Origin of the sequence: Streptomyces sp. NBC_01717 (genome assembly GCF_036248255.1) — a bacterium.
GTDB lineage: Bacteria > Actinomycetota > Actinomycetes > Streptomycetales > Streptomycetaceae > Streptomyces.
In genome coordinates this window covers 51,202-63,468 of the sequence record NZ_CP109180.1, presented here as the reverse complement: position 1 = coordinate 63,468, position 12,267 = coordinate 51,202, and the positions used below count along the sequence as shown (strand labels likewise).

The following is a 12,267-nucleotide window of genomic DNA, read 5'->3' as shown; positions in this document are numbered from 1 at the left end:
CTAGTGAGAGCGGCTGGCCGGGGCGTAGCGATTACGGGCCCGGTGGAGGCCTCGCATCGGATAACCTCTCCTTATCCGACGCGACAAAACCGGGCATGACGCCGGGTCACCGAAGACGGGGGGAAGCGGCGTTGACGACCGCGCTCGAACACCAAGGACCGGACCCGGCGGCCGACGAACGGGCCGCCCTGATCGGGCGGTGGGCCCAGCGGCACGGCATCGACGCGGCCCGCCGGCTGGCCGAGGCCGAGGACCTGGCCGACGCGGTCGCCGCCGAGATCACCCCGGACAACACCGTCGACACCTACGCGAAGTCGTGGCGGGTCTGGGAACGGTTCTGCACCGCCACCGGCCTGCCGACGACCGAGGGCAGCCGCGGGGCCCTGGTCGCGTTCGTCACCTGGATGCTGCGGGAGGGGCAGACCAGCGGGCGCGGCTACGCCCCCGCTTCCGCCGGTACCCACCTGGCGGCCGCCGTCGTCGGGCTGCGCCAGCGCGGCCACCACGTCAGCGGCGACGACCAGGCCGCGGCCCGCACGGCGCTCGAGGGCCTGACCGTGAAGCTGCTCAAGGCCGGCGAACGCCGCGGCCGCGGCCAGGCCGTCGGCGCCGACATCGACGGCCTGTACGCCATCGCCCGGTCCTGCCCGCCCACCCTGGCCGGGCTGCGCGACCAGGCGCTGGTCCTCACCGGCTTCCACTACGCGAGCCGGGCCAGCGAACCGGCCGGACTGCTCACCGGCGACGTGACCCTGCACCCGGCCGGCATGCAGATCGCCGTCCTGACGGGGAAGACCAAGCACTCGGTGCGCAACGCGAAGATCCGCTACTCGCAGGATCCCGAGGTCTGCCCCGTGCGGGCCTGGACCGCCTACCGAGACCGGCTGGTCGCCGAACACGGGGAAGCGTGGGCCGGCCCGTCCACCCCGGCCTTCGTCGGCATCGACCGGTGGGGCCGCGTCACCGGCGGAATGGTCCCCGACAGCGTCACCCGCGCCGTCAAGCGCATCTCCCAGCGGGCCGAAGTGCCGCTCCACTGGACCGGCCACTCGCTGCGCATCGGGCTCGCCTCCACTGCCCGCAAGCGCGGCCGCGACGGCATCGCCATCGCCGACCAGGGCGGCTGGGCCCGCCACTCCCGTTCCATGCTCGGCTACATGCAGCGCGAGGACGGCTGGGACGACAACGCCTCCGCCGGACTCACCTGACGGCGCACCGACACCGACTTGCTGCTGCATTCCGCCGGGCCAGCCACTGCCGCCGGCGGGGCTGTCGGCACCGTGTCCGGAACAAAAACGGCTCCATGGCCGGTACCGGCTCCATGTCCGGAACAATCCACTGCACCGCGGCGCCCAGGACCCTCTGGGGACGAACGCCCCCACGGCAACGGGCCAGGTCAGGGGCCATTTCGTTGTTCTTTCGGCCCAGTTCAGCATCATCGATTTCTTGGGATTCCAGTAGTACTCGTGGAACTGGCGTTGATCGGGGCCGAGATCAACGCGACGGCTCTCCCCTTGGTACGTCGAAAGAGGGACTGCGCGCCATGAGACGAAGCGCTTCTTGCAGGTCAGAGCACCTACCAGGCTCTTTCTGAGCCAGCGTCACTAGAACGAAAAAAAGGTGGAGTTACAACCGCCCCGCGCGTTCTGCGTACTCTGCTGACTGGACCTCACAAGAACGATGGGGAGTCCCAGTGCTGCACCCGAGCTTTGGACGGCAAGGTGCAGCTGCGGGACTCCCCGACGGTCGTGGCGGTCCGTGTCCCTGGCGGAACATCGACTTCACGAGGTGTGAATTGCCTACCCCGACCAATCACGACGGTACCGCGACCGCGTCGTCAAACGATACTTGTCAATCGATAAGCCCCCAGAGCCATTCGGCCGCGCCCGCAGGAGGCCCTGGCCCCCTTCTGACCATGCGCACTGCGCTCATCCTGCTGGCCGCTGTGTTTGCCGGCGGAGTCGTCGCCGCATTGACCTACCTCAGCTCCGCCAACGGGGCGGGAGCGGTGCTGGCCGGTATCGCGGCAGGAGCAGTCAGCGCTAAGGGCTTCCACGAGCTCATCGGGAGCTGAGGACGAACGCCGGAGCCCCGGACCCAGCGGGTCCAGGGCTCCTCCCAACTCTTTCGCGCGTACGTGCGCGCCCGCGTGGAGCGGTCCAGAAAGTCCAGAAACCCCGCTCCCGCTGGCGGCCTACACCGTCTGCCCCCTCGACTGCTGCGGCTGGTCTTGTACCGCCGCGGGAGCATGCTGGTGCTGCGCGGCCTGCTGGCGGCTGTCGCGCAGTGATGCGTCCGTGGCGACAAACCTTGAGCTCTTCGCGGACTACTTCCAGATCTACGTCATGGACGACGACTCCGAGGCAACCGAGACCGGCGTCGGCGACGTGTGGACCGAGCAGGCCGTCCTGGACGGGCTCGGCGTCGCCGAACACGCCCTAGCCTTCGGCACGGCTGTCAACGTAACCGTCGACGTCACCATCGACCTCGTCACGGGCCGGCCGGACGATGACAGCGACGACTTCGACCACGTCGTCGAGGCGAGCCTCAACCTGGCCTCGGGACGTCTCGTCGTGCTGGGCTGCACCGACTACCTCCCCGACGCAGCACGTTTCGACATGCCCGCCGGATGGACCCGCATCCGAACGTCTCGGCGGAACCTCGAAGCCGCGGCCTTCCCCGACCCCGACTGCGAGGACGAGCCGGAAGACATGGAGGAGATCCGGATCCAAGCATGGCCAGCACCGTACTCTCAGCCCCGCATCATCAGGCGATGGACACCGCCCAAGGCATAGGACGCCAGTTGCTCTTCGTGTGCGCCCAGGCCCTACCCGGCGCGTGCGCACGGACCGCGATCGCCTCGACGTGTGGCACCACCATCTGAGCGCGCGGCCGTGGGCGAGCCGACTCACGGCAACGGAGACATGGCGGTGGGCGGGACCGAGTGGTCCCGCCCACCGGTGTGATGGAGCTCAGCGAAGTTGTGGAGGCTTCCGGGGCGGTGGAACAGCCGGAAGGATCTCCCACAGCGGTCGCGCGCCCCGGGCCCACTGCTCCAGCACCCGCCGGTCGACCAGGTGCAGGCGCTGCTGCCGGGCGAAGTCGCGGGCAGGCCCGGAGATCCTCCCGTTGGTCACCATCACGACGACGTCGCCGCCGTGCACCGGCCTGCCGGTGCCGTTGAGTGTCTGCAGCTCCGGAGTCCCGACAGCCGAACCGTCCAGCCCCCTCCTGCGGTGCTTGCACTGGAATACCCATAGTCGGCCGAACGGATCGTGCCCCTTTACGTCGGCGCCGAGGTCGCCCCGGCCGCCGCAGCGCAGCGCGTCGCGTGAGCCGTCCCGAGCCAGCAGGTCACGCACGGCGATCTCGAAGGCGCTGTGGTGCATGGCGTCCAGCTGGCCGAGCGAATAGGTCAGGCCCTCGACCCGCAACTGCGCGGACCGCATCTGGTCAACCTGCCGGTAGAGCCAGCCCGCGAGGACGAGAAGCGCCAGCAAGCCGAGCACGACCAGGACCCACCAATGCGCCCACACCCACTGTCCGACCTTGACCAGCACCAACCCGACGACCACGAGCCCGCCCAGCGCGAAGAGCAGATCTTCGTCGCTCTTACGCCGCCGCCGACGCGGGCTCACCGGAAGACCCCCGCCGTCACGGCGCACAGCGTCCCGGGCACATCCCAGCCGGTGTAATCGGCGCCTTCGTATCCCCTGTTCCCGAGCACAATTCCCCCTCGTCTGCAGCTCCCCGCCGACTTCATGACAGCACCCGATACCGACAGTCGGCCCGCCGTCGGGATCAACCGTCCGGAAATCGCTGTCCGAAGCCCAACGGGCGCGCCCGGTCAAGGAGTTGGCCGCATCGGATTGTCAGTGCCGGTCGCTACCGTCGAATGTTGCGCCGAGGAACACTCGGCCCCGCCTGGGGGCATTGCCCCCTTTCACCGCCGAGGACCGCCCGTGAGCTACGTACGCCCCCACTACCGCCGCGACGGCACCTACGTCAAAGGCCACAACCGCCGCACCCGGCCGCGCACCGCACAGCCCCGTACAGCACCCCGACGCACGACCCCGCGGCCCCGCCCGGTCCCCGCCGGACCGACGACCTACATACGCCCCCACTACCGCTCCGACGGCACCCGCGTGCGCGGGCACCACCGGTCAATCAGCCCGCGCACCATCGCCGTGGTCGCGGGCACCGGGGGCGGAGGCCTGCTGCTGTTCCTGTTACTGCTGGCCCTGGCCAGCGGACCGGGAGCTAGCAACAAGGCACCGGCCGGCACCACGCCGTCGCATGCGGCATCAGTCCCGGCCACCCACCATCCGTAGGTCTCACCCCGCACGTCGAGGGCCCCGTCAGATCTGACGGGGCCCTCGCGCAACAAGCGGACACAGCAGGGTCCCAGGCGGCCGATGACGCCCGGGACCCTGCTGTCTTCTGCAGGTCAGCCCGCGCGTTCGTAGCGGACGATGGCCGTCTAGTGGCTGCGGTCCCACCGGATCGGGTACGACACCGTCGGCGTCGGCCGCGGCGCGGGCTTGTCCCAACCGGGGAAGTGCACCGGATACACCCCGGTCTGCTGCGGCCGGGGTAACTGCTCGCCGGCCCCGCCGCCGGCAGTGCCGCCGTTGCTGCCAAAGCCGACGACGGCCAGGGCGATCACCGCGAAGATGGTCAGCTCCCGCCGGGCCCCCGGGTGCCACCGCGAGTGCGCCCGTACCTTCGTGCCGTCCGCCCGCTCGTACTCCCCTACCTGCACCACGACGTGCTTCCCCTCCCCCGGGCAATGCGCCGCAGCGGCGCAACAGACCATGAAAGCAGCCGCCACTGACAACGGATGAGCTTTGATCACGTTCAGGGATCACGAGGGCGGTTGGGGAGGCCGCCCGCTCGCCCATGCAGCCTGACCTGTCGAGGACATCCAGGAGCCCTGATGGCAGTAGAGATCGTCTACGAGACACATTCGACCACCACGGACAACGAGGCTGGCATCGCTACCGGCTGGCTCCCGGGCCGACTCTCGGACGTGGGCTGCCGCCAGGCCCGGGAGCTGGGGGAGCGCCGACCTGGCGACGGCTTCGCAGCAGTGTTCGCCTCCGACCTGCACCGAGCCGTCCAGACAGCCCGGATCGCGTTCCCCGACGGCCAGCCCCCGATCCATCAGGACATCCGACTACGTGAGTGCAACTACGGCGAGCTCAACGGAGGCCCGCTCTCCCTCATCGCCGCCCGACGAGCACAGCACATCGACGAACCGTTTCCCGGAGGCCAGAGCTACCGCCAGGTCGCCACGGCCACCCGCACCTTCCTCCACGACCTCGCCACCGGATGGGACGGCAACAGAATCCTCGTGATCGCCCACTCGGCCAACCGATGGGCACTGGAACATCTGCTCACCGGAACACCACTGGAAGAACTGCTCCAAGCACCGCCCACCTGGCGCCCGGGCTGGCACTACACGCTGTCTGCCGACTGGCCCGCCTCAGCCCGGTGAACCTACGCGGTCAGTGCACTAACTACTCATCGGACTGTTCGTCGTCCTCGGCCCGGCCGTTCACCCGGTCCCAGGAGCGGCCTGCGGCGAGCATCGCGGCAGCGGCTACCGGCGTGATGCTGGCGCTGTTCTCAATCATCTCCTTGGCAGCCTCGCTGGATACCGCAGCCTGCATGAGGGCCAGGAACACCATGATTCCGATGAACCATATGAATGCGCTCCGCTGAGCCTTGTCGGGGAGCAGGCCGCTTTCCGATTCGGCAAAGGAGCGTGCGGACTCCTCAATGGTGGCCAGCAACTCCTCAGGCACTTCGCTGGAGGCCGTGCCGCTCTCGGCGCTTGCGTAGGACTCCTCAAGGATGCGGGCGGCAGCGGCGCGAGCATCTAGGTTGAGCTGGCGCAAGGCGTCGGAGTTCTGAAGGATGTCGAAGCTGAATCCGGTGAGGGAGTCAGCCACGGACCGACGGGCGTCGGCCGCGATCGCCTCCAGTTGAGCGTTCAGCGATGGGGACCAGTGGCGCGCGAGGGCTTCCGCGAACGGCTGAATGCTCCGTGTTGCCATCGCGGCCACTTGCTCACGTATGCGACGCATTCCTGGCGAGTCCGCCAGGGCTTCAGCAGCTCTGCGGGAGGATATTTGCAGCGCGTCGCTCGACTGATCGTCCGTCATGGGTTCACCCTTGCATGGCGTCGATAGATCGGTGGTGGGCTCCGCGTGCTTGGTGGCGCTCTGGACGACTTCACGGAGGCCCCCGGTGACCACGCACCTTGCCACGCTCCAGTTCGAGGCGGACGGCCCGGCCGTCACCGGCGCGTGGCCCGACTACGCGTCTGCGCTGCGCACCTACCGGGGATGGGTCGGCCTCTACGGCAGCAATCCGAGCGTGGTGATCCGCATCATCGAGGAGACCGACGGCGATCGGCACGTGCTCAGGACATGGACCGCGCACGGGGAGGCCGAGACGTCACCGGACATCTCCGACCCAACGGCCTGAGTACATCCGAGGCCATGTACCCCATGCCCAGCGGCTGCCGCGGCTCGACGACCAGGCCGTCGAGTTGCAAGAGACCCCGACGGGATCGCTGAGAACGCCCTGCACGCCGTGCTGTAGATGGCGTTTGGGCCTCTGTCATCAGCAACCCGCACGGAGCGCTGATGTGACGTACGTCTCTTTAGATTTGTCTCGCGTTCTTACGTTCCGGACGAACGTCTTCCCAGGTCAGGGCTTAGGCGGCGAATCGGATTTCGTCCGAAAATTACCTTTTGCTCATCTTCGCTTTCCTGGCACAGGCACAGCGAGGATGTGAGCCAGTGCCAGAGCGCGCGGGACGGTCCGGTTGGGGCGGGCCCACGAGTTCTGCGTACTCTCAATGAGCGGACCCCAGTACGACTTTGGGGAGTCCTCTGCTGCACCGATGCTTTGCGGGCCAGGTGCAGCGAAGAGAGGACTCCCCGGCGGTCGTGGCGGGTCCCGTGTCCTAGCCGAACACTGAATTCACGGAGTGTGAATGACCACCGCGACCAATAACGACGGTACAGCAGGACCCCAGCAGAGCAACCTGTCGAAGGCAGTCCAGGCCGTCGGGGCGCTTACGACGATGCTGTCGGCGGGCGGCGCCCTGGTGCTCGCTCTCACCGGCCACACGGAGGCCATCCCTGCCGTGGCGGCCATTGGGGCAGCAGGCCTCATCGGAGGAGCCACCTCCGTCACGATCAACATCATCAGTAAGCGCTGACGAGACCCGCCCCCGGAGAAAGTTCTTCTCCGGGGGCTTTCGTGCGCACCCGCGCAGGACGGTTCAAACATGACTGACGGATGGGGCACGGTCGCTGCCGCGGCCATCGCGGTCATTGGCGCTTTCGTCGGCCTGCTCGTAGGCCGGCGGCAAGTCCGTGACCAAGCACAGGTAGAGCACGGACAGTGGCTTCGAGGACAGCGGCAGGAGGCCTACTCGAAGTTCCTCGCCGCCTGGGATCAAGCCGCAAAGAACTTCGACGGCCTGGTGGACAGCTGGGAGGAGGAATGGCGGACCGCACAGGCCGTTGAGCAGTACAGCGGAGACGGGTGGGAAAGTTTGGGGCTGGACTGGGCCCGACAGACCCATGAGTTCGAGCAGTTGGTCACCGGCCCCTTGGAAGCGATTTACCTGCTCGGTCCCGATGAGGTGCAGCAGAGGGTCGGGAACATGGCCAGTGCGCTCGCCGGCATGAGGGGTCTACTGATGGGCCTTCCCCGGCTGGCAGAGCAAGGATCAACCGATTCCGTCTGGCAGGAGCATCCGAGACTTAAGGTCGCCATGATCGAGGCGCGGGCCCGTTTCCTGGATGCCTCGCGCGCGGTGCTCCAGACGGCACCTGACACGGGCAGAAAGTGGTTCAGGTAGGACGGGCGATATTGATCTTGGCCGCTCACGCCGCCTGGACGCAGCAGTGCCCCGGACGGTCAGCCGTCCGGGCAGTGTCATCGGCAGTCGCCAATTGGCGACTGCCGATGCGGCGAGATCAGGGACATGCGGGGCAACCACCCCACTCAGGCAGGACTCTGGCGATTCCGCCAGCGCTTGTTGGTGTCGTTGACCGCCAGCTCTGCCTGTGTGAGGTCGACGTGCATCGTGATGCCCGGCCGGGACCCGACCTTGATCAGGAAGTTTCCGCGTCCGGGCGGGTCCACGGTGGAGTCGGTGGTGTCCCAGCCGGGCGGGGTGGACCACTCTGTCAGCCGCTGCTGCTCGATCTTCGAGACGTTCACGACCTGCTGAAGCCGAGGCATTTCGTCCCGGGGAAGGCCCGCACAGATCACCATCCCCGCGCGCTCGACGAAACCCGCCGCTTTCTGCCGGTCTTCCTCGCGCGGCAGGGCGAGGAGGTCGCGCATGCTGTGCGTGACCATGGCCATGCCGACACCACGGGTGCGGTTGACGCGGGTGAGGACGTCGACCCGCTCGACCAGGCCGCTGGACGCGCGCAGGACACGCCACAGTTCATCCAGGACGAGGAAATACCTGCGCTCCGGCTCCAGCCCGGCATCGGACAGGGCATGCGCTGCAGTGACCGCGCCGAACCCATAGCTCCAGCAGGAGAGCAGGGCTGCCGCCTGCAGCATCACTTCTGAGTCGTCGATCGAGGAGACGTCGAAACACACCGGTCGGTCCAGCCGCATCGGCTCGGACGTCGGATGCGCGAACGTGTCGCCGAGCCGGCCGCGCCCCAGGAGCCCGGCCAGGGAAGACTCCAGACGCTCCGTGATCTCGTGGTAGCGGGTCAGGTCCCCGCGGTCGAGGGCCGCGTCCCGCACGGTTTGGGGAGCGTCTTTGATGACCTGCAGGAGGTCGCCGAGGACGGGTACCCCTTGGTGGCGGTCGTCGAGGACGTCGAGCGCGGCCGCCAGCACCGTTTCCTCGCGGTCGGTGGGCGGCTCACGGCGCAGGATGGTGATCAGCGCGGACACGGCGTTGAGGCGCCGGCCGTGCGCGTCGGCGAGCAGGGCCCGCCGCGCGTCGCCGGTCAGCCGGGCGGCCGCCGAGCGAGTCTCGCCGGGGTCCAGGATGTTCAGGTATCCGCGCCCCCGGCCCAGGGTGATGACCTGTCCTCCCAATGCGCGGATCAGGTCGACGTAGTCCGGTTTCAGGTCCCCGAAAATCAGCGGGTGGACGCCGTAGCCGGCCAGCCCCAGCGACATGCGGCGGATCAGCGACGACTTGCCGAGGCCGGGCTGACCGAGCACGAACAGGCTCGGGTTGGAGATGAGCCCGGCCCGCTGGAACCACGAGATGGGGTCGCAGCAGACGGTGGCCCCGGAGTGCAGGTCACGCCCGAGCGGCACGCCCTTGGTCGGGGTGCCGCTTCCCGCTCCGTACGGCCACAGCCCGCACACCTGCACGGTGGTGCCGCGCCATTCCGGGGCCGGGTCGAGGTACGGCTGAGCGCCGCCCCCGGGGCCGGGCCAGCCCCGGGGGCCGGGGCGCCGCCGCGGTGTTGTGCTGCGTGCCATGACGATCTCCAGATCACATGTTGTCGCGGATGGTGGCGGGCACCGCCAGGTGCAGGGGCAGCACCAGGCCGATGGGTAGACCGGCGGCGAACGCGGATGCCTGCGATCCCCAGACGGGGCGGAGCATGACCCGGGCCGGGGCCGCGAGGTTGTCGACGGCCGCCCGTGCCCGCGGCAGCTCGTCACGCGTGTTGACGGTGGCGGTGACCAGCAGACCGAACCGCACGACGCCCGCGCCGGACGCCTCTTCCTGGGCCGACTGCTCTGCAGCCTGCAGGGCCGCATCGTCGCGGGCCCGCCCGGTCGCGGACTGCTTGGCCTTGAACATCGCGTCGCGCTTGTCGCGCTCGACGATCCGTGCGGCGGAGGCCGGATCGTGCGGCCGGTACAGGAGAGTGACCCTTTTGCGGGCGATGTCGGTGTGCGGGAGAAGAAGGCCGTTCAGGACCGAGGACAGCACCTCTCCGCGCGGGGCATCGCTCATGGACCAGGTGGCCGACCATGCACTGTCGTGCCGGTAGTGGTCCCAGCTTTCCTCTGCCCCCTGCGGGCCCGCGTCCTGCCAGCCCAGCCCGGAGCCGCCCATCGTTCGCGCCTCCTCGATGAGCGGGGAGACCGCCGGGTCGTACGCGATACGGACGGCTTCCGCGAGTTCCACCGCCGTCAGTGGCCGGGCGGCGCCGGCGCCCGTCATCGACAGCCCCGACGTCAGGCCGGGCAACCTGTTACCGAGGTCGACGGCCATGTCGTCAGTCGTACGCCGCGGATGCCCGGGGCGGGGAGCCCCCGAGTACGTCAGGGCGATCCGGGTGGAGATCTGCGCGGAGCTGGCCGGGTACTCCGCCAGCACCTCCTGCAGCATCGTGCGCGCGAGCTCCGGCGCATCGGCGGAAAGGTTGCTCTGCACCTCGTGCTGCAGGCGCAGCCCGCTGTCCGGGGCGGTCTCCACCGTCACGCTCGCGCCGACCAGACCGGGCTCAGTGCTCAGGCCGGACAGCCACTGACCCCAGTACGCGACCCACACGTCGATCTGGTCCTGATCGACGAGCGAGGCCCCGTCGGCGTCGCAGCTCAGGACAACGACATGGTGGCCCGAAGACGGGTAGCTCAGCAGGGCGAACGGACGCCCGTAGCTGTCCTGCGCCTCGGTCAGGGTCGAGGACGCGGCCAGCCCCGGCAGCGTGCAGGTGCCGTGACCGGTCCGCCCCAGCGGCCCCGACCGGTAGAGGTTCGAACCGCTGCTGACGCTCCGGCTCCAGGCGAGTCGCGTCGTCATCCGGACCAACAAGGTGCGGTTGTACCGGTCGCGTACTGCCAGCGGCGCGAGCATCAGCGTCAGGATCACGGCCAGGCCCAGGGCGAGGAGGACCGAGACGAGCATGCTCAGGACGACGACGATCAGGCCCAGAAGCAGCAGAACCGTCGGGGCGAGCCCGAGCTGACCGAGGCCAGCGGTCGCCGGCCGCCGCCAGTTGCCGTACGTACGGTGCGGCGCCGGGCCGCGGTTGTCACTTACTGCTGCCACGGGGGGACTCATTCCTAGGGGTGGTTGTGCTGCTGCCCGACGCGGGAGGCGGTACCCGTACGGCCGATCCGGCAGAGGACGGACCGGACGGGCCGCCGGAGGAGGACGGGCCGGAGGAACCGCCCGTGCCCGCGGAGCCGCCGCCGGACGGACCGGACGAGCCACCGCCGGAGGGCTTCCCGCCTCCGGAGGGCTTGCCCCCGCCGCCTGCCGTTGTGCCACCGGAGGGCCCGCTACTGCCCTTGCCGCCTGCTGCCGATCCGGCCGCGCCGCCCTTGATGACGCCACCGGTCTTGAGCGCGATGGCCCCTGTGGCGATCCGCGACGCCATACCGCCGCCACCGCCACCACCGCCGCCGATCCCGCCCTGTTCCGTGATCGGTGCCACGAAACGCATCAACGCGGGCAGCGAGAAAGCGGCCAGGATCAGCAGCGCCACCCCGTAGAGCTGGGAGAGCAGCTGTTTGTCGTCGCCCGCCGTGGAGAACTGCGAGAACGCCGCCGCGTAGATGATCGCTGCGGCCGGCTTGTACACGACGAAAGCCAACATCCAGCCCATGCTCTTCTGCCACCACGCTCTGCCCTGCTCCGTGCTGGACGCTGCCGCCGCCAGCGGCAGGGTGCCCACGAGCACGAACAGCATCGACTGCCTGAAGATCACCGAGAACAGTTGGATCAGCCCGGACACCATGAGCAGGATCGCGAGCAGCAGTGAGACCGCGAGCTGGTCGACCGAGTGCAGCGCGGTCATGTCGAGCAACTTGTCCGAGAACGCCTTGATGCAGGCCTTGCTGGCATCGCTGGCCTTACAGCCCAGGGACCTGTCGATGATCCACACAGAGAACTCGTCGCCTGCCTTGGTCAACAAGTTGACGATGGCCACCGCTGCCGACGTGGCCACCACCAGCCGCAGAATCCCCGCGATGGCCTCTTTCCCGGCATCCCCGCGCCGGGTCCACGCCATCCGTCCCGCCGCTATCAGCAGGGACAGCACGGCCAGCCACTGAGTGATGGCGAGGGTGGACCCGAACAAGAACGCGACGGTTCCGCTGCTCTGACTTAACGTCGGACTGTCGGCCTTGAGCCAGCCCAGGGCCAGCTCTTTGACCATCCAGACCGCGCCCTCCTGGAAGCTGTGCACGATCTCCTCCCAGGCCGACGCCACCGCGTCTTTGGCCGCGTCTTTCGCGGCATCTTTGGCCTGGCAGCCGATAGGGGTTCCGAACCCCGGCAAGTCGTCGAGGTTCTCGTCC

At 68.8% G+C, this 12,267-nt stretch carries 14 protein-coding genes; 8 read left to right on the top strand and 6 right to left on the bottom strand.

Annotated features, from left to right (window positions below; translation table 11 throughout):
* Positions 1-131: 131 nt before the first annotated feature.
* The 3 genes from OHB49_RS45635 to OHB49_RS45625 all read left to right on the top strand — a co-directional run bounded on the left by OHB49_RS45635 (position 132) and on the right by OHB49_RS45625 (position 2,795).
* Positions 132-1,208: an integrase gene (locus OHB49_RS45635; RefSeq protein WP_329167533.1), complete on the top strand. Its 1,077-nt coding sequence runs from the start codon at positions 132-134 to the stop codon at positions 1,206-1,208.
* A gap of 707 nt (positions 1,209-1,915) precedes the next feature.
* A complete protein-coding gene (locus OHB49_RS45630) occupies positions 1,916-2,074 on the top strand; it encodes a hypothetical protein (RefSeq protein ID WP_329167532.1) in 159 nt (52 codons plus the stop codon).
* A 223-nt stretch (positions 2,075-2,297) separates the two neighbouring features.
* Positions 2,298-2,795 (top strand): hypothetical protein, encoded by a 498-nt coding sequence (locus tag OHB49_RS45625; RefSeq protein WP_329167531.1) that lies wholly within the window; start codon positions 2,298-2,300, stop codon positions 2,793-2,795.
* A gap of 177 nt (positions 2,796-2,972) precedes the next feature.
* Here OHB49_RS45625 and OHB49_RS45620 read toward each other — a convergent pair whose 3' ends face one another.
* Positions 2,973-3,638, bottom strand: coding sequence for a restriction endonuclease (locus tag OHB49_RS45620; protein WP_329167530.1), 666 nt, complete (start codon positions 3,636-3,638; stop codon positions 2,973-2,975).
* A gap of 324 nt (positions 3,639-3,962) precedes the next feature.
* On the opposite strand from OHB49_RS45620, the gene OHB49_RS45615 reads away from it, so the two are divergent.
* Positions 3,963-4,331, top strand: coding sequence for a hypothetical protein (locus OHB49_RS45615; protein ID WP_329167528.1), 369 nt, complete (start codon positions 3,963-3,965; stop codon positions 4,329-4,331).
* A gap of 149 nt (positions 4,332-4,480) precedes the next feature.
* On the opposite strand, the gene OHB49_RS45610 is transcribed toward OHB49_RS45615, so the two are convergent.
* Positions 4,481-4,765, bottom strand: coding sequence for a hypothetical protein (locus OHB49_RS45610; protein ID WP_329167527.1), 285 nt, complete (start codon positions 4,763-4,765; stop codon positions 4,481-4,483).
* Positions 4,766-4,936: 171 nt separating this feature from the next.
* On the opposite strand from OHB49_RS45610, the gene OHB49_RS45605 reads away from it, so the two are divergent.
* Positions 4,937-5,497, top strand: coding sequence for a histidine phosphatase family protein (locus OHB49_RS45605; RefSeq protein ID WP_329167526.1), 561 nt, complete (start codon positions 4,937-4,939; stop codon positions 5,495-5,497).
* A 22-nt stretch (positions 5,498-5,519) separates the two neighbouring features.
* Here the strand turns inward: OHB49_RS45605 and OHB49_RS45600 are convergent, their stop codons facing one another.
* Positions 5,520-6,167: a hypothetical protein gene (locus OHB49_RS45600; protein WP_329167525.1), complete on the bottom strand. Its 648-nt coding sequence runs from the start codon at positions 6,165-6,167 to the stop codon at positions 5,520-5,522.
* 85 nt (positions 6,168-6,252) lie between these two features.
* Here OHB49_RS45600 and OHB49_RS45595 point away from each other — a divergent pair, with 85 nt between their 5' ends.
* The 3 genes from OHB49_RS45595 (at position 6,253) to OHB49_RS45585 (ending at position 7,882) form a co-directional block, all read left to right on the top strand.
* A complete protein-coding gene (locus OHB49_RS45595; RefSeq protein WP_329167524.1) occupies positions 6,253-6,492 on the top strand; it encodes a hypothetical protein in 240 nt (79 codons plus the stop codon).
* A 514-nt stretch (positions 6,493-7,006) separates the two neighbouring features.
* Positions 7,007-7,234 carry a hypothetical protein gene (locus OHB49_RS45590; RefSeq protein WP_329167523.1) on the top strand — a complete coding sequence of 76 codons (228 nt, stop codon included), beginning with the start codon at positions 7,007-7,009 and terminating at the stop codon, positions 7,232-7,234.
* 69 nt (positions 7,235-7,303) lie between these two features.
* Positions 7,304-7,882: a hypothetical protein gene (locus tag OHB49_RS45585; RefSeq protein WP_329167522.1), complete on the top strand. Its 579-nt coding sequence runs from the start codon at positions 7,304-7,306 to the stop codon at positions 7,880-7,882.
* Between the two features lie 146 nt (positions 7,883-8,028).
* On the opposite strand, the gene OHB49_RS45580 is transcribed toward OHB49_RS45585, so the two are convergent.
* Genes OHB49_RS45580 through OHB49_RS45570 form a run of 3 tightly spaced genes read right to left on the bottom strand, consistent with a single transcriptional unit; the run spans position 8,029 to position 12,248 of the window.
* Positions 8,029-9,489, bottom strand: a complete 1,461-nt coding sequence (locus OHB49_RS45580; protein ID WP_329167521.1) for an ATP/GTP-binding protein — start codon at positions 9,487-9,489, stop codon at positions 8,029-8,031.
* A 13-nt stretch (positions 9,490-9,502) separates the two neighbouring features.
* On the bottom strand, positions 9,503-11,014 hold the full coding sequence (locus OHB49_RS45575; protein WP_329167520.1) for an SCO6880 family protein: 1,512 nt from the start codon (positions 11,012-11,014) through the stop codon (positions 9,503-9,505).
* The gene (locus tag OHB49_RS45570; RefSeq protein ID WP_329167519.1) at positions 10,998-12,248 is read right to left on the bottom strand and encodes a hypothetical protein; all 1,251 of its coding nucleotides are present in this window, start codon (positions 12,246-12,248) and stop codon (positions 10,998-11,000) included. The genes OHB49_RS45575 and OHB49_RS45570 overlap by 17 nt, the downstream gene beginning before the upstream one ends.
* Positions 12,249-12,267: the final 19 nt, after the last annotated feature.